At 67.5% G+C, this 19,962-nt stretch carries 21 protein-coding genes; 7 read left to right on the top strand and 14 right to left on the bottom strand.

Annotated elements, in window-relative coordinates:
- Nucleotides 1-2 precede the first annotated feature (2 nt).
- Genes KZX46_RS19550 through KZX46_RS19560 form a run of 3 tightly spaced genes read right to left on the bottom strand, consistent with a single transcriptional unit; the run spans nucleotide 3 to nucleotide 2,893 of the window.
- Entirely contained in the window at nucleotides 3-848 is an 846-nt protein-coding gene (locus KZX46_RS19550; protein ID WP_219775351.1) for a ThuA domain-containing protein, read from the bottom strand.
- A 16-nt stretch (nucleotides 849-864) separates the two neighbouring features.
- Complete coding sequence (locus KZX46_RS19555) at nucleotides 865-1,620, bottom strand: SDR family NAD(P)-dependent oxidoreductase (RefSeq protein WP_219775352.1); 756 nt, start codon at nucleotides 1,618-1,620, stop codon at nucleotides 865-867.
- Between the two features lie 10 nt (nucleotides 1,621-1,630).
- Nucleotides 1,631-2,893: an MFS transporter gene (locus tag KZX46_RS19560; protein ID WP_219775353.1), complete on the bottom strand. Its 1,263-nt coding sequence runs from the start codon at nucleotides 2,891-2,893 to the stop codon at nucleotides 1,631-1,633.
- Nucleotides 2,894-3,096: 203 nt separating this feature from the next.
- Here KZX46_RS19560 and KZX46_RS19565 point away from each other — a divergent pair, with 203 nt between their 5' ends.
- The 4 genes from KZX46_RS19565 (at nucleotide 3,097) to KZX46_RS19580 (ending at nucleotide 5,390) form a co-directional block, all read left to right on the top strand.
- The gene (locus KZX46_RS19565) at nucleotides 3,097-3,900 is read left to right on the top strand and encodes an SDR family NAD(P)-dependent oxidoreductase (protein WP_219775354.1); all 804 of its coding nucleotides are present in this window, start codon (nucleotides 3,097-3,099) and stop codon (nucleotides 3,898-3,900) included.
- Nucleotides 3,901-3,910: 10 nt separating this feature from the next.
- Nucleotides 3,911-4,639 carry an SDR family oxidoreductase gene (locus KZX46_RS19570; protein WP_219775355.1) on the top strand — a complete coding sequence of 243 codons (729 nt, stop codon included), beginning with the start codon at nucleotides 3,911-3,913 and terminating at the stop codon, nucleotides 4,637-4,639.
- 206 nt (nucleotides 4,640-4,845) lie between these two features.
- On the top strand, nucleotides 4,846-4,983 hold the full coding sequence (locus tag KZX46_RS19575) for a hypothetical protein (RefSeq protein ID WP_219775356.1): 138 nt from the start codon (nucleotides 4,846-4,848) through the stop codon (nucleotides 4,981-4,983).
- A gap of 41 nt (nucleotides 4,984-5,024) precedes the next feature.
- A complete protein-coding gene (locus KZX46_RS19580; protein WP_255615170.1) occupies nucleotides 5,025-5,390 on the top strand; it encodes a TPM domain-containing protein in 366 nt (121 codons plus the stop codon).
- Here the strand turns inward: KZX46_RS19580 and KZX46_RS19585 are convergent.
- Together KZX46_RS19585 and KZX46_RS19590 are read right to left on the bottom strand one after the other, a co-directional pair.
- The gene (locus tag KZX46_RS19585; protein ID WP_219775357.1) at nucleotides 5,378-6,223 is read right to left on the bottom strand and encodes a fumarylacetoacetate hydrolase family protein; all 846 of its coding nucleotides are present in this window, start codon (nucleotides 6,221-6,223) and stop codon (nucleotides 5,378-5,380) included. The two genes, KZX46_RS19580 and KZX46_RS19585, sit on opposite strands and share 13 nt — an antisense overlap.
- A 32-nt stretch (nucleotides 6,224-6,255) precedes the next feature.
- Nucleotides 6,256-6,987: a GntR family transcriptional regulator gene (locus KZX46_RS19590; protein ID WP_219775358.1), complete on the bottom strand. Its 732-nt coding sequence runs from the start codon at nucleotides 6,985-6,987 to the stop codon at nucleotides 6,256-6,258.
- 156 nt (nucleotides 6,988-7,143) lie between these two features.
- Between KZX46_RS19590 and KZX46_RS19595 the strand changes: the two genes are divergently transcribed.
- The 3 genes from KZX46_RS19595 to glcF are packed head-to-tail and all read left to right on the top strand — an operon-like array spanning nucleotide 7,144 to nucleotide 11,073.
- Nucleotides 7,144-8,625 carry an FAD-linked oxidase C-terminal domain-containing protein gene (locus tag KZX46_RS19595; RefSeq protein ID WP_219775359.1) on the top strand — a complete coding sequence of 494 codons (1,482 nt, stop codon included), beginning with the start codon at nucleotides 7,144-7,146 and terminating at the stop codon, nucleotides 8,623-8,625.
- Nucleotides 8,622-9,821, top strand: a complete 1,200-nt coding sequence (locus tag KZX46_RS19600) for an FAD-binding protein (protein ID WP_219775360.1) — start codon at nucleotides 8,622-8,624, stop codon at nucleotides 9,819-9,821. Before KZX46_RS19595 ends, KZX46_RS19600 begins: the two co-directional genes overlap by 4 nt.
- Before the next feature lies 1 nt (nucleotide 9,822).
- On the top strand, nucleotides 9,823-11,073 hold the full coding sequence (glcF, locus tag KZX46_RS19605) for a glycolate oxidase subunit GlcF (RefSeq protein WP_219775361.1): 1,251 nt from the start codon (nucleotides 9,823-9,825) through the stop codon (nucleotides 11,071-11,073).
- Between the two features lie 13 nt (nucleotides 11,074-11,086).
- On the opposite strand, the gene KZX46_RS19610 is transcribed toward glcF, so the two are convergent.
- The 9 genes from KZX46_RS19610 to rpsK form a co-directional block, all read right to left on the bottom strand.
- Nucleotides 11,087-11,413, bottom strand: a complete 327-nt coding sequence (locus tag KZX46_RS19610; protein WP_219775362.1) for a cytochrome c — start codon at nucleotides 11,411-11,413, stop codon at nucleotides 11,087-11,089.
- On the bottom strand, nucleotides 11,410-13,314 hold the full coding sequence (locus tag KZX46_RS19615; protein WP_219775363.1) for a PQQ-binding-like beta-propeller repeat protein: 1,905 nt from the start codon (nucleotides 13,312-13,314) through the stop codon (nucleotides 11,410-11,412). The genes KZX46_RS19610 and KZX46_RS19615 overlap by 4 nt, the downstream gene beginning before the upstream one ends.
- Before the next feature lie 79 nt (nucleotides 13,315-13,393).
- Nucleotides 13,394-14,716: a cystathionine gamma-synthase family protein gene (locus tag KZX46_RS19620; protein ID WP_219775364.1), complete on the bottom strand. Its 1,323-nt coding sequence runs from the start codon at nucleotides 14,714-14,716 to the stop codon at nucleotides 13,394-13,396.
- A gap of 77 nt (nucleotides 14,717-14,793) precedes the next feature.
- On the bottom strand, nucleotides 14,794-16,368 hold the full coding sequence (gene guaA, locus KZX46_RS19625; protein WP_219775365.1) for a glutamine-hydrolyzing GMP synthase: 1,575 nt from the start codon (nucleotides 16,366-16,368) through the stop codon (nucleotides 14,794-14,796).
- Nucleotides 16,369-16,601: 233 nt separating this feature from the next.
- Entirely contained in the window at nucleotides 16,602-17,348 is a 747-nt protein-coding gene (locus KZX46_RS23340) for a hypothetical protein (protein WP_219775366.1), read from the bottom strand.
- 60 nt (nucleotides 17,349-17,408) lie between these two features.
- Entirely contained in the window at nucleotides 17,409-17,846 is a 438-nt protein-coding gene (locus tag KZX46_RS19635) for a thioesterase family protein (protein ID WP_219775367.1), read from the bottom strand.
- Nucleotides 17,847-17,850: 4 nt separating this feature from the next.
- Entirely contained in the window at nucleotides 17,851-18,270 is a 420-nt protein-coding gene (gene rplQ / locus KZX46_RS19640; RefSeq protein WP_219775368.1) for a 50S ribosomal protein L17, read from the bottom strand.
- A gap of 118 nt (nucleotides 18,271-18,388) precedes the next feature.
- Complete coding sequence (locus tag KZX46_RS19645; RefSeq protein WP_216708550.1) at nucleotides 18,389-19,450, bottom strand: DNA-directed RNA polymerase subunit alpha; 1,062 nt, start codon at nucleotides 19,448-19,450, stop codon at nucleotides 18,389-18,391.
- Between the two features lie 87 nt (nucleotides 19,451-19,537).
- Complete coding sequence (rpsK, locus tag KZX46_RS19650; protein ID WP_144237783.1) at nucleotides 19,538-19,927, bottom strand: 30S ribosomal protein S11; 390 nt, start codon at nucleotides 19,925-19,927, stop codon at nucleotides 19,538-19,540.
- Nucleotides 19,928-19,962: the final 35 nt, after the last annotated feature.

Here is a 19,962-nt window from a genome sequence, read left to right on the forward strand (position 1 = left end):
GCTCAACCAGCAGGACGCGGCGCGGGTTTATAGTCGACGAGCGTGTCGACCGGCTTGCCCGCCGCCCAGGCGATCCCGCGCAGCAGCATCGCCTGGATCTGCGGGTTGGCATAGTTCGCGTAGATATGCCCCTGCATCCAGACGAAGGCGCGCGCGGGCTTGCCCCCCGGGAGCGTGTGCTCGTACGTCCAGATCTGCGGCGCGACCTCCCCCGCATGCCCCGCCGCGCTCGGCGTGTCGGCGACGATCGCGGTGGCGAGGATATGCGGCGCGGGGTTCGTCGCCCACGTCATCTTGAAGAACGCCTCGTCGGTCAGCGTCAGGTCGGTCATCCCCGCCATGATCGGGTTGGCGCGGTCGACGATCGTGTACGGGACCGACGCCTCGAGCGTATAATTCTTCTCGCCGTGCTTCTTCCCCGCGCCGACGAGGCTCGCCATGTCGGCGGGGTCGGGGCCGCATTCGGCGTCGTGGAGGACGACGATGCCGCCGCCGCGCTTGACGTAGGCCTGGAGCGCAGCGCGCTCGACCGGGGTCGTGAAGCCGGTGTCGCCGCGGTCGAGGATCAACACGTCGGTCGTCGCCAGCTCCTCCGCCGATGGTGCATGGAGCGAGCCGTCGACGACCGCTCCCTTCGCGGTCAACAGCTTGCTCCAGTCGGCGAGGAACTGCGGATAGTCGTGCTGGCCGGCGAGGTGCGTCTTCAACCCGGCGCGGATGTAGATGTGCATCCCGTTCGGGTTCTGCCCCGGCACCCGCGGCACCGCCATCGTCGCCTCGACCGGCACCTGCGCAAACAGCGGTGTAGAGAGCAGCAGCGTCGCCGCGAAAGCCAGCTTACGGATCATCGTCTCTCTCCCAGAATCAGCGGACGGTCCAGCCGCCATCGATCATGATGTCGCTTCCGGTCGCGAACCCCGCGAGGTCGGAGCAGAGGTAGGTCGCGAGCGCGCCGATCTCCTCGACCTTGCCCCAGCGCCCAACCGGCAGGCTCGCGAGGAATTGCGCGTTGGCGACGGGATCGTTCATCACCGGCGCGTTCATCTCGGTGCCGAACGGTCCCGGGCTGATGCCGTTGACGGTGATCCCCTCTCCCGCGAGTTCGAGCGCGAGCGCGCGGGTCAGGCCAAGCAGCGACGATTTTGCCGACGAATACGCCGTCCGCCCCGGCAGCGAGACGTGCGCCATGATCGAGGTCAGGTTGATGATCCGGCCATAGCCCGTCCCCATCATGCCGGGCACGAAGGCGCGGCACGCGAGGAAGGTCGAGATCAGGCTCGAATCGACGACGCTGCGGAACTCGGCGAGGCTGAAGTCGACGAGGTTCTTGCGGATGTTGATCCCCGCGCTGTTGATCAGGATCTGCGGATGGCCGAAGCGCGTCTGCACCTCGGCCGCCATCCGCGCGACGTCGCCCTCGTCGGTGACGTCGGCGGTAAACGCGGCGGCACTTGCGCCCTTGGCGGTCAGATCAACAGCAAGCACGTCGAGCTTGGCACGGTTGCGCGCGACGAGCGCGATCGCCGCCCCCGCGTCAGCGAGCGCGTGCGCCATTGCGACGCCGAGGCCGCCGCTCGCCCCGACGATCACCGCCGTCCGTCCGCTCAGGTCGATCTTCATGGTGCTCCAGTCATAGTTGCGGCGCGGCCTCGATCGGCAGCACCGGAGCCCGCTTTTCGGCGCGCGCCGGGTCGATGAACAGCCAACACAGCGCGGATATCGCGGCGAACCCCGCCATCGTGTAGATCAGCAGCGCCCAGTTCCCTCCGGTCCGCTCGAGGATCATTCCCCCCGCGACCGGCGCGACGAACCCCGCGAGGTTGCCGAGCATGTTCATCGACGCGGCGACGGTTGCGGTATAGCGGCGGCCGATCTCGACGCAGGTGTTCCACGAAATTGGCATCGTCAGGTCGCTGGCGAAGCTCGCAGCCGCCATCAGCGCCATCGCGCCCTGGACGCTCGCGACATGCGGGACGAACAGCAGCAGGACGGCGGTCGCGGCGAAACCGGCGAACGCAATAACCCGGCGCGACCAGCGCAACGGCAGGCTGCCGCTGACGATTGAGCCGAACCCGCCCGCGAGCAGCGGCAGCACCGCGTAACCCGCCGACGCCGCCGCACTCAGCCCGCGCGCCTCGCGAAGGTACGACGGCAGCCACGTGATGTAGAAATACCAGACGTACGAGAAGGCGAAATACTGGAGCATCAGCAGCGCGACCTGCGGCTGAAGGATGACGCGGTACCAGCGCTGCGGCAGCTCGTGCGAGACGAGCGCGTGCGAATCGCGGAGCAGGTCGCGCTCGGCGGCATTGACGCGCGGATGGTCGGCGGGGCTGTCGGTGAACCAGCTAAGGAAGGCGAGGCACCAGACGACGCCGAGCGCGGCGAAGGCCACGAAGCTCCACCGCCAGCCGAACAGGTTGATCGCGAGCAGCGCCAGCGGCGGCGTCACCGCGCCGCCCCAGCGCGCGCACGCCCACATCAATGCCTGTGCACGGACGCGCTCGCCGGCCGGGAGCCACTGGCTGAGCATCCGCGTCAGATTGGGGAAGCACCCCGCCTCGCCTGCGCCGAACAGGAAGCGGATGACCCATAATGAGCCGACATTCCACGCCGCCCCGGTCAGCGCGGTGAAAACCGACCACGCGAGGACGATCTGCGCGAGCACCCGCCGCGCGCCGAGCCGGTCGCCGAGCAGCCCCATCGGAATTTCGAACAGCGCGTACGACAGGCCGAAGGCCCCGAAGACGAGCCCCATTTGCTGCTTCGACAAATGAAGTTCGGCCGAGATCGGCCCCGCCGCCTGCGAGATCGCGACGCGCTGGACATACGACAGGATCGCCAGCGACAGCGCGAAGCCGACGACCCCGTAGCGGACGCGGGTCGGCTTCAAAATCGTCGCGCCGATACCGTCTGGTTGTTCCCGTCGCGCACATCGTCTCCCCAACCGCCGACGGTCATCTACGGAACTCGTAATCGGTGTCTGTATACTAAATGCAATATGTTGCTTGTCAATCAGCCATCGCGCTGCCTATTGAGAGGCGCTGATACACCGATTGCGCTGCTTGCCGTCCTGTATGCAGAAGGGGAAAAGCATTGGGGGAATTGACCGGGCACGTCGCGCTCGTAACCGGATCGGGGCGCGGTCTCGGGCGGACGATCGTCGAGGCGCTGATCGCGCAGGGCGCCGACGTCGCGATCCATGACATCAGCGAGGATGCCCCAGCGCAATACGGCGAGGGTGCGAACCTGACCGCTGTCGCCGCCGCTCTCGTCACCCCGGGGGTCCGGACGATCGCGGTCACCGGTGACATTTCCGACGAGGCGAGCGTGGCGCGGATCGCCGCCGACGTCGCCGATCGGCTCGGTCCGGTGTCGATCCTGATCAACTGCGCCGGCGGCGACATCGGCGCGGGTGGGACCAAGCCATCGCCCAACGGCGCGCTCGACATCAGCCTGAGTGACGCGACCGCGGTGATGCAGCGCAACTTCATCGGCACCGTCCTCATGTGCCGCGCGATCGTGCCGGGAATGATCGCGCGCAACCGCGGTTCGGTGGTCAACTTCGGCTCGACTAACGCCCATCACGGGGTCTCGCCCGAGGTCATCTACGGCTGCGCCAAGGCCGCGATCGTCCATTACACCCGCTGCCTCGCGCTCGAGGTCCGCGCCGCCGGCGTCCGGATCAACGCGGTCAGCCCCGGGCCGACGATGAGCGCGCGCTTCCTCGCAACGCGCGCGACCGACCCGCGGATGATGGGCGAGGGGCCATCGCTCGACCGCTATGCCCAGCCGAGCGAGATCGCCAGCGTCGTCGCCTTCCTCGCGGGCGGGCGAAGCGGGTTCATCAGCGGCCAGGTCCTCCGCGTCGACGGCGGCGACGGCGTGTACGCGGCGTAAGGGGATGGCGATGGGACGGCTCGAAGGGAAAACCTGCCTCGTGACCGGTGCGGCGCAGGGCATCGGCGCGGCGATCGTCGCGGCGTTCGTCCGCGAAGGCGCGCGGGTGATCGCGACCGACCTGCGCCCCGACGCGATCGCTGCCGCCGAGGGCGTCACGGCGGTGGCGATGGACGTCACCGATGCCGCTGCAGTCGGGGCCGTCGCCGCCGCGCACCACGACGTCGATGTCCTCGTCAACTGCGCGGGGTGGGTCGCGAACGGCTCGATCCTCGACGCCGATCCCGCCGACCTGATGCGCAGCTTCGACATCAACGTCGTCTCGATGATGACGACGATCCGCGCCTTCCTCCCGCCGATGCGCGCGCGCGGCACCGGGTCGATCGTCAACATCGCCTCGGTGGTGTCGTCGGTGAAAGCCGCGCCGAACCGCTTCGCCTACGCGACGTCGAAGGCGGCGGTGATCGGGCTGACGATGTCGGTCGCGCGCGACTTCATCGCCGACGGGGTCCGCTGCAACGCGATTAGCCCGGGGACGGTCGACAGCCCGTCACTCGCCGAGCGGATGAGCGCGGCGGGAGACCTCGCCGCGACCCGCGCCGCATTCGTCGCCCGCCAGCCGATGGGCCGCCTCGGCACCCCGGCGGAAATCGCCGAGATCGCCGTGCTGCTCGCGAGCGATGAGGCACGCTTCATGTCGGGCGCGAACATCGTCATCGACGGCGGCATGAGCCTTTAGGGGGTAACCGCGCATCGGGTTCGCGGTTCACTGACGGGTGCCCACCCTTTTATGACTGTCATCCTCGCGAAAGCAGGGACCCAAAGTCGCCACCCTCAGTGACCTTGGGTCCCCGCTTTCGCGGGGATGACAATTATTGTTCGGGTTATTGTTTCGGCCCCGTGCCGACAGTTGACCACAGGCCCGCCCCCGCACCACCGTCCGCAATGACAAAAATCCCCCTGCTCCTCGCGCTGCTCGCCTTCGTCTCGAGCGGACCGGCAGCCGCGCGCCCGGCCCTCGTCCTCGCGGGCTGGGCCACCGATGACGCGCACGTACTCCCTGCCCCGATCGAGCTCGGCTGACCCGGCAGCTCGCGGCGTGGAAGCAAGCGACCGGGCACGAGATGGTCGTCGTCACGGTGCCGTCGCTTCATGGACAGGATATCAAGGCGTTCACGACGCAACTGGGCAACGACTCGGGCGTCGGGCGCAGGAAATATAGCGACGGAGTCGTCATCCTCGTCGTCGCCTCCGATCGCAAAGTGCGGATCGGCGTCGGCTACGGCCTCGAACCCAGCCTGCCCGACGCGTGGTGCCACCAACTCCTCACAGGCGCGATGATCCCGCGCTTCCGCAGGCTCGACTATGCGGGTGGGATCGCCGCAGGGATCAGAGCAATCATCGGCAAGATCGGGACGACACGACTCCCCGTCTTCCAGCCCCGGCCGGTTGCAGTTCCGCCCGCCCGGCCGCGCACCTACGCCCCGTAGCGCCGCACCGCCTGCCGCTGCTCGCCGAGCCCGTCGATGCCGAGGGTGATCACGTCGCCCTCGGTCAGCCAGCGCTGCGGTTTCTTGCCCATGCCGACTCCGGGAGGCGTGCCGGTGCTGATGATGTCGCCCGGCTGGAGGCTCATGAAGCGGCTGACGTAGCTGACGATGAACGGCACGTCGAAGATCAGTTCGGACGTGCTGCCGGTCTGCATCCGCTCGCCATTGACGTCGAGCCACAGGCCGAGCGCATTGAGGTCGCCCGCCTCGTCGAGCGTGACCAAGTACGGCCCGAACGGCCCGAAGGTGTCGCAGCCCTTGCCCTTGTCCCACGTCCCGCCGCGTTCGAGCTGGTACTCGCGCTCGGACAAGTCGTTGACGACGCACACCCCGGCGACGTGATCCAGCGCATCCTCGACCGAAACGTAGCGAGCTTCCTTACCGATGACGACGCCGAGTTCGACCTCCCAGTCGGACTTGGCCGAGGTCGGCGGGAGGACGACGTCGTCGTTCGGGCCGATGATCGCCGAGATCGCCTTGGTGAAGATGATCGGCTCGGTGGGAACCGGCTGGCCCGATTCGGCGGCGTGGTCGCGGTAGTTGAGGCCGATGCAGATGAACTTGCCGACTCGCGCGACCGGCTCGGCGAGGCGCACTCCGGCATCGACCCGCGGCAGGCTCGCGACGTCGACCCCGGCGAGCGCCGCCAGCCCCGTGCCGAGGACGCCCGGATCGATATCGCCGATCACCCCGGCGAGGCAGCGGATGCCGCCGTCGGCGTCGAGCATACCCGAACGCTCCTGCCCCTTCGGGCCGTAACGCAACAATTTCATGGGGTTTCCTTGGAGTAAGTCGGATTGGGAGGTTAGGCGGGCATCGCGCCGGGCGCCTTCGCGCGCGCCGGAATGGCGGCGGCAGGCAGCGCCGAGCGCACCGCGAGGCTCGAGAATTTCTCGGGCTCGCTATACGCCATCCGCAGATGCGTCAGCAGCGCCATCATCGGATCACCGCCGTCGGGGCTTGCGACGACGTCGAGCAAAGCGCGATGATGATTGAGCCGCCACCGCCGGATCTCGCGGCTCGAATGTTCGAGCGCCTTGTGGGCGAACAGCGCGGTCGTCAGCTGGTCGAGCGCGCGTTCGAGATACGGGTTTCCGCTCGCGCGCCAGATCACCGCGTGGAAACGCCGGTCGAGGTCGGCGGCGTCGAGCAGCGGTCCGTCCCACGCATCCATCTGCTCGACCAGCGCGGTCAGTTCGGCAAGAATTGCCGGCGTCATCCGCGCCCGCGCGAGCAGCATCGCCTCCGCCTCGAGCACCATCCGCAGGCTGTTGATCTGCTGGACCTCGTCGTCGCCGAGCTTGATGACGAACATCCCGCGCCGCTCGTGGTTCATCACCAGCCCCTGCTCCTGGAGCTGCGACAGCGCCTCGCGCACGGGAATCCGGCTTATGTTGAACTCGCGCGCGATCTGGCTCTCGTTGAGGCGGTCGCCGGGGCGGTACTTGCCCGACAGGATTTCCGAACGCAGCCTGCGAACGACATGGCTGCGCAGCGTCGACGGCGTGGCATCGGCAATTGGGATCATCGCGGTCATGCGCCGAGTATAGTATACAGTGGTGCCGACGCCAACCGTACCGTGACGGCGTTAAGGCCGTTGCATTGACACAGTGTCGGCGCTTTCGGCAGCCCTTGTCCGCTTGACGCCAACTGCATACAGAATTGATTAATTAGCCGGAGCCTGCCGCCTGCGATGAAGATGCCGTGTCCCGACGATGCCGTGATCGCCGACCGTGTCGCGCTGGTCCGCGGCCTGCGCAAAGTCAGCGACGGTGTCATCGACGACCCCGCCGAGCTCGCGGCATACGCCAGCGACGGGCTCACCGCATATAGCCAGCTGCCGCTCGCGGTCGTCCTGCCGCGCACGACCGCCGACGTCGCCGCGATCCTTAGCTATTGCCACGCCGTCGGGATCAAGGTCGTCCCGCGCGGGTCGGGCACGTCGTTGTCGGGGGGCGCGCTGCCGCTCGCCGACGGCATCGTCCTCGGCCTCGGGCGGTTCAACCGCATCCTCGACATCGACCTCGCCAACCGCTGCGCCGTCGTCCAGCCCGGCGTCACCAACCTCGCGATCAGCCACGCGGTCGCGGGCGACGGCTTCTATTACGCCCCCGACCCGTCGAGCCAGATCGCCTGCTCGATCGGCGGCAACGTCGCCGAGAACGCCGGCGGGGTCCACTGTCTCAAGTACGGGATGACAAGCAACAACCTGCTCGGCGTCGAGCTCGTCCTGATGACCGGCGAGATCGTCCGGCTCGGCGGCAAGGCGCTCGACGGCGCCGGCTACGACTTGCTCGGCATCGTCTGCGGGTCGGAGGGGTTGCTCGGCGTCGTCACCGAGGTCACCGTCCGCATCCTGCCGAAACCCGAATGCCAGCGCGCGCTTCTCCTCGGCTTCCCGACGATGGTCGCGGCGGCCGAATGCGTCGCGGCGATCATCGGCGACGGCATCATCCCGGCGGCGATCGAGATCATGGACCGCCCCGCGATCCACGCCGCCGAGGCGTTCGTCCACGCCGGCTACCCGCTCGACGTCGAAGCGCTGATGATCGTCGAGGTCGACGGCACCCCGGCCGAAGTCGATCACCTGATCGCGACGATCGACACGCTCGCGCTGGTGGGCGGCGCGACGACGATCCAGGCATCGACGAGCGACATCGAACGCACCCTGTTCTGGGCGGGGCGCAAGGCTGCCTTCCCCGCGGTCGGGCGGATCGCGTCGGACTATTATTGTGTCGATGGGACCATCCCGCGCCGCACCCTGCCCGCCGTCCTGACTGCAATCACGCGGATCGCCGCCGCGCGCGGGCTGTCGGTGGCAAACGTCTTCCACGCCGGCGACGGCAACCTCCACCCGCTGATCCTGTACGACGGCGACGTCCCCGGCCAGCTCGAAGCCGCCGAGGCGGTCGGCGCGGCGATCCTCGAGGAATGCGTCCGCGTCGGCGGGGTCCTCACAGGCGAGCACGGCGTCGGTGTCGAGAAGCGCGACTTGATGCTCCGCCAGTTCACCGCCGTCGATCTGGCGCAGCAGACCGCGATCAAATGCGCGTTCGACGACAGCAATTTGCTTAACCCCGGTAAGGTCTTCCCCGAACTGTGTCGCTGCGCCGAGATGGGCCGCGTCCACGTCCATCGCGGCGCGACGCGCTTCCCCGAGCTGCCGCGCTTTTGACGACGATCCATGCCGATACCGCCGACGCCGTCGCCGAAGCGGTGCGCGAAGCGTATGCCGCGGGCCGGAGCCTCGAGGTCGTCGGCACCGGCAGCCGCCGCGGTTATGGCCGCCCGGTCGATGCCGACGCGGTCCTCGATGTGTCGGGCCTCAGCGGCATCGTCGACTACGATCCCGCCGAACTCGTCCTGACCGCGCGCCCAGGAACGCCGATCACCGAAATCACCGCGCTGGTTGCCGGACACGGCCAACACCTCGCGTTCGATCCCCCCGATCTCGCCCCGTTGTGGGGCGGCGAACCGGGAGCCGGAACCCTCGGCGGACTGCTCGGCCTCGGCCTCGGCGGCTCGCGACGCGTCTCGGCGGGGGCACCGCGCGACCATTTCCTTGGCTTCGCGGCGGTCAACGGGCGCGGCGAAAACTTCTCCGCAGGCGGCAAGGTGATCAAGAATGTCACCGGCTACGACCTGCCGAAACTGCTCGCCGGGTCGCTCGGGACTCTCGCGGTCCTGACCGAGGTGACGATCAAGATCCTCCCCGCGCCGCGCGCCGCGACGACGCTGACGTGGTTCGGGCTCGACGACCGCGCGGCGATCACGGCGATGACCCGCGCACTCAACAGCCCATTGGTGCTTCAGGCAGCTGCTCATGTTCCCGCTGGGTGCGGGGCATGTGCGGACCGTGTGCGCGCGGCGACGCGGCTTCATCTTGCGGGCGTTCCGGTCGCGGTGGCCGCAAATGCGCGAAATCTGACGGACCTATTGGGTGATTTCGGCGTCCCTGAGGCGATTCACGACGTCGCGGCCATCTGGCGCGATATCGGGGGCATCGAACGCTTCACCAAGCCAGGCGAAATCGTCTGGCGCGTCGTCCTGCCCCCCTCCACCGCCGCCGCCTTCACCGCCGCGCTCGCTCCCGGCAACGCGCGCTGGTTCTACGATTGGGGCGGCGGCCTCGTCTGGGTGATTCTCCCCGATGCCGCCGACGGCCATGCCGCGATGGTACGCGGCGCTCTCGCAGCGACCGCCGGAGCCGACGGCCATGCAACGCTGGTCCGCGCCCCCGACGCCGTCCGCTGCGCCGTCGCGCCGTTCCAGCCGCTTGCCCCAACACTCGCCGCATTGTCCGATCGCGTCCGCCAGCGGTTCGATCCCGGCGGCGTCCTCAACCCCGGCCGGATATGGGCAACCTCCTGAGATGACGACGCAAACCGAAGCCCGCGAAGCGACCGGCATCATCCGCAAGTGCGTCCATTGCGGCTTCTGCACGGCGACCTGCCCGACCTACCTCCTCCTTGGCGACGAGCTCGACAGCCCGCGCGGTCGGATCGTCCTGATCAAGGACATGCTCGCGTCGGACGCGCCCCCGGCCCCGTCGACGGTCAAGCACATCGACCGCTGCCTGAGCTGCCTGAGCTGCGCGACGACATGCCCGTCGGGGGTCGATTACATGCACCTGATCGACCATGCCCGCGAGCATATCGAGGCGACCTACCGCCGTCCGCCGGGCGAGCGCCTCCTCCGCTCCCTCCTCGCCAACGTCTTGAGCCGACGCGGAATTTTTCGCTTCGCGACAAGCCTGGCGCGCCTGACCCGCCCCTTCGCCGGCGTCCTGCCGCGCCAGCTCCAGGCGATGGCAGCCGCCGCCCCCGCCCGCGCCGCACCCCGCGGCGTCGCCGACAGGCCCGGCGTTTCCCCCGCGATCGGCCCGCGCGTCGCCCGCGTCGCGATGCTGTCGGGGTGCGTCCAGCCGGTCCTCGCGCCGTCGATCGACGACGCCGCGGTGCGCCTGATGACGCGTCACGGCGTCGAGGTGGTCATCGCCCGCACCGGCTGCTGCGGCGCGCTGGCGCATCACATGGGCAAGTCCGACGACGCGCGCCGCCTCGCCAAGGCCAATATCCTCGCGTGGGAGTTGGAGATCGCCAAGGGCCTCGATGCGATCGTCGTGACGACCTCGGGTTGCGGCACGACGATAAAGGATTACGGGCACTTGTTCGCTGGCGACGCCGAATGGCAATCGCGCGCCGCCCGTGTCGCCGCACTCGCGAAGGACATCACCGAGGTCATGGCGACGGTCGGGCTCCAGCCCCCGGTGATCGCCTCCGGCACCGCAGTCGCCTATCATTCGGCATGCTCGATGCAGCATGGGCAACGGGTTACGGCAGAACCGCGCGCGTTGCTGGCCGCGGCGGGGTTCGCGGTCCGCGAGATCGGCGAGGGGCATATCTGCTGCGGCTCGGCGGGAACTTACAGCATCCTCCAGCCCGAACTGTCGACCCGGCTGCGCGACCGCAAGCTCGCCGCGATCGACCGGACCGGCGCCGCGATCGTCGCCACCGGCAACATCGGCTGCATCAGCCACCTCGCGTCAGGTGGCGCAACGATGGTTCACACCGTCGAACTGCTAGACTGGGCGACCGGCGGCCCGCGCCCGGTCGGAGTTTAGCTGGGGGGCCTGACTATTTCGCCGGTTCGGGAAACGACTTCGCCAGATACGCCGTGATTTCAGCAAGTTCGGCGTCGGTCCCGGGCGCGCCGAAGCCCGCCATCTGCTCGACGATCGACTTCCACCCGTCGGGGCTGAGCCGCTGCTGCGCCGCGACTCCGGGCGAGTGACACGTCGAACAGATCCGCAGCGTCGTGTCGTGCCCCGGCCCCGGGGGGAATAGTTTCGCGGCATCGCCCGCAACCGGCGCGGCGGGAGGTGCAGCGGGCGTCGCATCCAGCGCGAGCGCCGCGGGGGCGAGCATCATCAGCGCAAGTGCGGCGGCGGCGAAACGGATCAATGCGATGCTCCCGGCAAGGCGAAGACGACTAGCACATCGCTCTCGAGCTTGGCACCGATCAAGCCGCCGCCGGTCGCGACAATTGCCACCATCTGCCGCCCGCCCTGCCCGGCATAGGTGATCGGCGTCGCCTCGGCGGATGCCGGGAGCGTGTACGTCCACACTTCCTTGCCGGTTCGCGTCTCGAACGCGCGGAAGCGCCGGTCGTCGGTCGCGCCGACGAAGGTGACGCCGCCCGCGGTGACGATCGCCCCGCCCAACCCCGGCCGCCCGGTCGCCTGCTGCCCGGCGGGCATCGAATCCGTCACGCCGAGCGTCGATCGCCACGCAATCTTGCCGGTGTTGACGTCGACCGCGACGAGTTGCCCCCACGGTGTCGGCCCGCACGGCAGATGCGTCGCCGGGTTCCAGAAGCGAACCAGACCGGCGAGCGGCCCCGAATTGCTGAAGCTGCCGTCGGCGTTGCGGACGATCCGCATCGGCTGCGCCAGATTATTGATATTGGTCACGAATAGCCCAAGCTTGGGGTCATACGCACCGCCGTAATAATTGACCCCGCCCTGCGTTCCCGGCAGCGACACCGTATAGCGATTGTACCGTGTCGGGATGAACGGCTCACCTGCAAGCAGCATGTTATTGTCGTCGACGAGCTTCTCGCAGAACGCTTGATGCTCGGGCTGCCCCTTGTAGAGATTGTCGCGCCGCAGCGTGTTCTGCGCGAGTGGTTCGGGCACGACTGGGAACGGCTGGGTCGGGGACGCCTGCTCGCCGGGGACGTCGCTCGGCGGCACTTTGCGCTCGATGACCCCGAAGACCGGCTTCCCGGTCGTGCGGTCGAGAATGTACATCAGCGCATTCTTGTTGACAGTGGCGACCGCGGGGATCGTCTTGCCGCCGCGGTGGACGTCGAACAGGATCGGCGGCGACTGGGTGTCCATGTCCCAGATGTCGTGGTGGACCGCCTGGAAGTGCCAGAGGTATTTGCCGGTGTCGGCGCTGACCGCGACGATCGAGCTCGAGAACAAGTTGTTGCCCGGACGGTCGACTCCGACGCGGTCGTTGTTCGGTGCGCCGAACGGCATGTAGAGGATGCCGCGCTCGGCATCGATCGTCATATAGCCCCAGACGTTGACACCGGAGCGGTCCTTTCCGCTCCCGTTCTTCCACGTGTCGAACCCGACCTCCCCCGCGCGCGGCACCGAATGAAACGTCCACACCAGCTTCCCCGTCCGCGCATCCCAAGCCCGCGTGTCCCCCGCCGGGCCGACGCCGCCGTTGAGCCCGCCTGGCCCTTCGCCCGGCCCCGCGCCCGTGATGACGAGGTTCTTCCACACGATCGGCGGCGACGGCAGGATATAGCTCTTGTCCATCCCGGTGGTCATGACGTCGGGCGTCTTGAGGTCGACGATGCCGCCGGTGCCGAAGCCGGGGCTCGGCGTGCCGTCGGCGGCGCTGATCGAGATGAGCTTGCCGCCGCGCGTTCCGAAGACGATCGCTGCCGGAGCGCCGTCCGCCCCCGGCCAGTAGGCGACGCCGCGCAGCGAGGCCCGGTCGTCGCCGGGGATGACGTAGGTCCATTTCTCGGCTCCCGTCGTCGAGTCGAGCGCGACAATCCGGCCGTACGGGGTGGCGAGGTAGAGTGATGTGCCGATCACCAGCGGGGTTGCTTCGGAGAGCTGCAGCCGCGCCTGAGCATCAGCGGCGGGGCGCATGTGATACGTCCACGCGGGCTGGAGGCGAGCGACGTTCGCCGGGGTGATCTCGTCGAGCGTCGAATAGCGCTGACCGGCGAGGTTCTGTTGCGCCATCGGCCAGTCAGTTCGCGGCGCCTCGGCCGCCGTACCCGCGACGCTCGACAACAAGGCGATGCAACTGCACGTCGCGCGCAACATCAAACCCATCGCGATATCCCCAAGTCTTACTGTATACAGTATGCTGTGAGACTGTCGCTGGTCAACGGCAAAGCGCGCGGCGCCAAGTTTACATCGCGGCGAGCGCCTGGGTGAAGTCGGCGATCAGGTCGTCGGGATGCTCGACGCCGATCGAGACGCGAACGAGATTGTCGGTGATCCCAAGCTCAGCCTTGCGCGCCGGGGCGACCGACAGATGCGTCATCGCCGCCGGATGCGACGCGAGGCTTTCGGTGCCGCCGAGGCTGACCGCGAGCTTGACCAGCTTGAGGTTGTCGAGGAGCCGGAACGCCTCCGCCTCGCCGCCCTTGACGATGACCGAGAAGGTCGATCCCGCGCCGAGGCAGTGGCGGGTGTAGATGTCGTGCTGGCGGCTGCCCGGCTCGAGGAAGCCGAGATAGCCGACGCGCTCGACTTTGGGGTGATCGCGCAGCAATTCGCAGACGACGCGGGCGTTTTCCCCCGCGCGGGTCATGCGCAGTTCGAGCGTTTCGAGGCTGCGCAGCAGCATCCATGCGGTGTGCGGATCGGTGATCGTGCCGATCGTGTTGCGCGTCATCCGCACCGGCAGGATCGCCGCCTTTGTGCCGAGGACCCCGCCCGCGACGAGATCGCTGTGCCCGCCGACGTACTTGGTCAGCGAGTAGATCACGAGGTCGGCACCCTGCTTGAGCGGCTGCGCCCACAGCGGCCCGAGGAAGGTGTTGTCGATGATGATCGGCGGCAGTTCACCCGCTTCGACGTCGCTGAGCACTGCCGCGCGTGCGTCACGAACCGCTTCGACGTCGACCAAGGCGTTGGTCGGGTTCGCCGGGCTTTCGAGGTAGATCGCCGCGATCCGGCCGCGGGCCTTCGCCTCGGCGAGCTTGGCCTCGATCTCGGGCTGCGTCGCGCCCGCGGGGAAGTCGAGGAAGGTCACGCCGAGCCGCCCCAGGATGCGCGCGATCAGCGTCTCGGTCGCGGCATATAGTGGGGCCGAATGGACGATGACGTCGCCTGGCTTGACCATCGCGAGGAAGGTCGTCGCGATCGCCGACATGCCGCTCGAGAAGACCAATGCGTCCTCAGCCTCCTCCCATAACGCCAGCCGGTCCTCGAGGATTTCCTGGTTGGGGCCGTTGAAGCGCGAATAGACCAGACCCTCGGACCCGCCGGGGCGGACGCCGGTAATGCCCTCGAAGAAGCGCTTGCCCTCGGCGGCGGTCTCGAAGACGTAGGTCGAGGTAAGGAAGATCGGCGGCTTGAGCGAGCCTTCGGACAGCGCCGGGTCGAAGCCATAGCCCATCATCATCGTCGACGGATGGAGCTTATGGTTGCCGAGCGAGGTCGATTGCGCCGCGACCTTGCGCTTGCGCGGCACGCCGCTGAGGCCGGCTTCGGTGGGATCGGTCATGGAACACCTCGCTGGAGTAGCCGTTCGCGCCGGATCGTTCGCACCCGTCGCTTGCGGCGGCAGACGCCGCCGTTACCTCATTCCCACTCGATCGTGCCGGGTGGCTTCGAGGTGTAATCGTAGACGACGCGGTTGATTCCCGCGACCTCGTTGACGATGCGTGTGGCGACGTTGCTCAGGAACGCGGCGTCGAACGGGTAGACGTCGGCGGTCATGCCGTCGACCGAGGTCACCGCGCGCAACGCGCAGACGAAGTCGTACGTCCGCCCGTCGCCCATGACGCCAACGGTCCGTACCGGCAGCAGCACCGCAAATGCCTGCCAGATCGCATCGTAAAGCCCGGCGGCGCGAATTTCGTCGAGGTAGATCGTGTCGGCGGCGCGGAGGATGTCGCACTTCGCGGCGGTGACCTCGCCCGGGATGCGGATCGCGAGGCCCGGCCCGGGGAACGGGTGGCGGGCGACGAACGCCTCGGTCAGGCCGAGTTCGCGACCGAGGACGCGGACCTCGTCCTTGAACAGTTCGCGTAAGGGTTCGACCAACGCCATGTTCATACGTTCGGGCAGGCCGCCGACATTATGGTGGCTCTTGATCGTCACCGATGGGCCGCCGGCGTAGCTGACGCTCTCGATCACGTCGGGGTAGAGCGTGCCCTGCGCGAGGAACTTGGCCCCGCCGATCTTCTTCGCCTCGGCGTCGAACACCTCGATGAAGGTCTTGCCGATGAACTTGCGCTTGGCCTCGGGGTCGGTGACCCCGGCGAGCCCCGACAGGAACAGGTCGGCGGCGTCGACGTGGACCAGCGGGATTTTGTAGTGCTCGCGGAACAGGCCGACGACCTGCTCGGCCTCGCCTGCGCGGAGCAGGCCGTGGTCGACGAAGACGCAGGTGAGCTGATCACCGATCGCTTCGTGGATCAGGACCGCGGCGACCGACGAATCGACGCCGCCCGACAGGCCGCAGATGACCTTGCCGTCACCGACCTGTTCACGGATCGCGGCGACCTTGGCGGCGCGGAAGCCGGCCATGCTCCACGTCGCCTCGACGCCCGCGACCTTACGCGCGAAATTGGCGAGCAGCTTGCCGCCATCGGGGGTGTGGACGACCTCAGGGTGAAACAGGACGCCGTAATAGCGGCGGTCGTCGTCGGCGATCGCCGCGAAAGGCGCGGCGTCGGAGCGGGCGACAACGCGGAAGCCGTCAGGGATCGCGTCGATCCGGTCGCCGTGGCTCATCCACACTTGATGGCGTTCGCCGCTCGCCCAGAGGCCGTCGAACAGGGCACAGTCGCCGGTGATGTCGATGAAGGCACGGCCGAATTCGCGGTCATTTGCGGGCGAAATCGCACCGCCCAATTGCGCGCACATCGTCTGGTCCCCGTAGCAGATGCCGAGCACCGGCACCTTGGCGTCGAACGCCGCCTGCGGTGCGCGCGGACCGCCGAGATCGGCGACCGAAGCGGGACCGCCCGACAGGATGATGCCGCGTGGCTGCATCCGCATGATCGCCTCGGCGCCGAGCTGGAAGGGGACGATCTCGCAATAGACGCCGGCCTCGCGGACGCGGCGGGCGATGAGCTGGGTGACCTGGCTGCCGAAGTCGAGGATCAGGATCGATTCGGGTGGCGTGATGGCGGGCGCGTGATCGGTCATGGGGGCGGGTACACCGCCCCCGGCGGCGTGTCCAGTTTTGGGGACTGCGCGCTGGCGTCCGACACTAAGTTCAAAATAAGTTCACACAAACGACGGTGTTTTTTCGATCCCCACGTCAGGCTCGAAGTCGGCTGACAACACATAGGCAGGCTAACAATGAGAAAGAACCGCCGGGCCACCAGGATGGCGACTCGACGGCTCGATCTTACGCGAGAACAGCGGGTGTAGGACAGCTAGCCGAATTTGAAGCTCGTCACATGACCGTAATCGGCGGTGCAGGTGAAACGCGCGCGCTCGCTGGTCTGGTTGCGCTTGGTAACTTCGAGCGTACCCATAACCCGCGCGCCGTTCTCGTGCGGCACGACCTGGTCGACCGACAAGACCCGGCCGTTATCGCCGTTCGAGGCCACCTGGGCGACAGCTGCACCCGAGCATTGGGCGACCGGATCGCTCGACGCATACTGCTGCTGTTGCTGCTCCGGGGGGGGCGGCGGCGGCGCGTAAGCGGCCTGCGGGGCGTAGCCCGGAGAGGCATACGCGCCCGGGGGGGCATAGCCCTGATCGTACACCGGCGGCGGCGCATCATAGACCGGATAGGTGTCGTACACCGGTCGGTCGTTCGACGCGATGATTGCCGCCGTGCCGCCGACCAGCGCCGCGCCGAGCAGGAAATCATCGAAGCCGTAGCCGCCGTAATAGCCGCCGTAGCCGAAGCCGCCGTAGCCGCGATAGCCATAGCCGCCGTAGCCGCCGCGATACCCGCCATAGCCGCCGCGGTAGCCGCCAAAGCCGCCACCGTGGAAGCCACCGCCGCCGCCATGAAAGCCGCCGCCACCGCCGCCGTGGAAACCACCACCGCCGCCGCCGCCGTGACGCTGCGCCGATGCCGCCGACGGCATCAGCGATAGCGTCGCGATGTCACCCGAAAAAAGCGCAAGCCCCAACACGGCTCCAGTCAAGGCGCGCAAACCAACTCGCATCGTCATTCTCCCAGTCGATACGAATTTTTAGCACGGCTCAATTGTACGTGCGATGAACCATCAGACGCTAATTGCAATAAGAGCGGAACGCCACTGGGGCGTGAACGCGAGCGGTCGCCGGCTTTCGCGATCGACGTGGACATGGACGAAATAGCCTTCGGCGGCCGCTGTCCTGGTGCCGGCGATGAACAGACCGACCTCGTAGCGGACGCTCGACAGACCGGTATGGACGACGCGGATGCCCGCCTCGACGCCCTGCGGGAACGTGACCGACTGCGCGTAGCGGCAGCCGGTCTCGACGACGACGCAGATCGTTGGACTCGTGGCGATATCGAGCACCCCGGCATCGACGAGGTAGCCATTCACCACCGTGTCGAACCAGCTGTAATAGACGGTGTTGTTGACGTGCCCGTAGGCATCGTTGTCCATCCACCGCGTCGAGATGGTCCGCCACGTGCGATACGCCTCGCGCGGCCGGAACGGCGCGCGCTCGGCCATCGCTCTATTCTTCCATTGCTTCCATGTTGTTTTCGGCCGGACCGCTGTCGAGGCCCTTGGCACCGACGTCGCGGTCGACAAACTCGACGATCGCCATCGGCGTCGCGTCGGAGCGGCGAATGCCCGCCTTGACGATGCGGATGTAACCGCCGGGCCGGTCGGCATAGCGCGTCGCGATCGTGTCGAACAGCTTGATAAGCTGGTCGTCGTCCTGAAGCCGGGCGTGCGCGAGGCGGCGGTTCGACAGGCCGCCGGACTTCGCCAGCGTGACCAGCTTTTCGACGTACGGGCGGATTTCGCGTGCCTTGGGCAGCGTGGTCTTGATCTGCTCGTGCTTGATCAACGACGCGGCCATGTTGCGGAACATGGCGAGGCGGTGGCTGGTCGTCCGACCGAGTTTGCGATGGGCATTACCGTGACGCATGTCTGTCTTCCTGTTCGTTCGGGAGCCGTATCAGGTACTCCGGACCAGGCCCGGGCGGATGCTCGGGCCCAAATGTAAGACCATCATCCCCGCGAAGGCGGGGATGACGGTCTTTAGCTCAATATTCCTGCTCGAGCTTCTTCGCCATCTCTTCGATGTTCTCGGGCGGCCAGCCGGGGATTTCCATGCCGAGCCGCAGGCCCATCGCCGACAGGACTTCCTTGATCTCGTTCAACGACTTGCGGCCGAAGTTCGGGGTCCGCAGCATCTCGCTCTCGGACTTCTGGACGAGGTCGCCGATGTAGATGATGTTGTCGTTCTTGAGGCAGTTCGCCGAACGCACCGACAGTTCGAGCTCGTCGACCTTCTTGAGCAGGTAGCGGTTGAGCGCGGCCGTGTCGTCGATCTCGACCGGGCCGAGCGGCATTGCCGTCCCGCCGCTCGTCGCGACCGGGTGACCGTGCGCGGGCTCCTCGAAGTTGACGAACAGAGCGAGCTGGTCCTGTAGGATCTTCGCGGCATAAGCGAGGGCATCGTCGGGGGTCAGCGTGCCGTCGGTCTCGACCGACATCGTCAGCTTGTCGTAGTCGAGCTCCTGCCCGACGCGGGTGTTCTCGACCTTGTACGACACCTGGCGGACCGGCGAATACAGCGCGTCGACGGGGACGAGGCCGATCGGCGCGTCGGCCGGACGATTCATCGATGCCGGTACATAGCCCTTACCTGCTTCGACGGTGAGCTCCATGTTGAGCGTCGCGCCCTCGTCGAGGGTGCAGATCATCAGCTCGGGGTTCATCACTTCCATGTCGCCCGACACGGTGATCTGACCGGCGGTGACTGCGCCGGGTCCGGTCGCCGTCAGATTGATCCGCTTGGGCTGATCGCCCTGCATGCGGATCGCGATCTGCTTGATATTGAGGACGATGTCGGTCACGTCTTCGCGAACGCCGGCGAGCGAAGAGAACTCGTGGAGCACGCCGTCCATCTTGATCGCGGTCACCGCCGCGCCCTGAAGCGACGACAGCAGAACGCGACGCAGCGCGTTACCGAGCGTCAGGCCAAAGCCACGCTCGAGCGGCTCGGCAACGAACGTGCCCTTGCGGCGATGGTCCGAGCTCGGGCGGGTCTCGAGCGTGTTCGGCTTCTTGAGTTCGGTCCAGTTCTTTGCGATCACGGCCACGGCTTCACCTCGGGGGCTGGGAGGCGCGTCGTCACGCCGCCTCCATCAATGGTATACCCGCCGGATACGTCTCCGGCGGCGGCCGCGTCAGACGCGGCGGCGCTTCGGCGGACGGACGCCGTTGTGCGGGATCGGGGTCACGTCGCGGATCGCGGTGATGTTGAAGCCGACCGCCTGGAGCGCACGCAGCGCCGACTCGCGACCCGAACCCGGGCCACGGACTTCGACTTCAAGAGTGCGGACGCCGTGCTCGGCGGCCTTCTTGCCGGCGTCTTCGGCAGCCATCTGGGCAGCGTAGGGAGTCGACTTGCGGCTTCCCTTGAAGCCCATCGTGCCGGCCGACGACCATGCAATGGCATTGCCCTGCGCGTCGGTGATGGTGATCATCGTGTTGTTGAAGCTGGCGTTCACATGCGCGACGCCGGAGGTAATGTTCTTGCGCTCACGGCGCTTGATGCGGGCTGGTTCGCGGGCCATCGGATTATCCTGATATTACGAAGCGAAAGGACGGA

This window comes from Polymorphobacter sp. PAMC 29334, from assembly GCF_019431245.1.
Lineage (GTDB): Bacteria > Pseudomonadota > Alphaproteobacteria > Sphingomonadales > Sphingomonadaceae > Polymorphobacter_B > Polymorphobacter_B megasporae.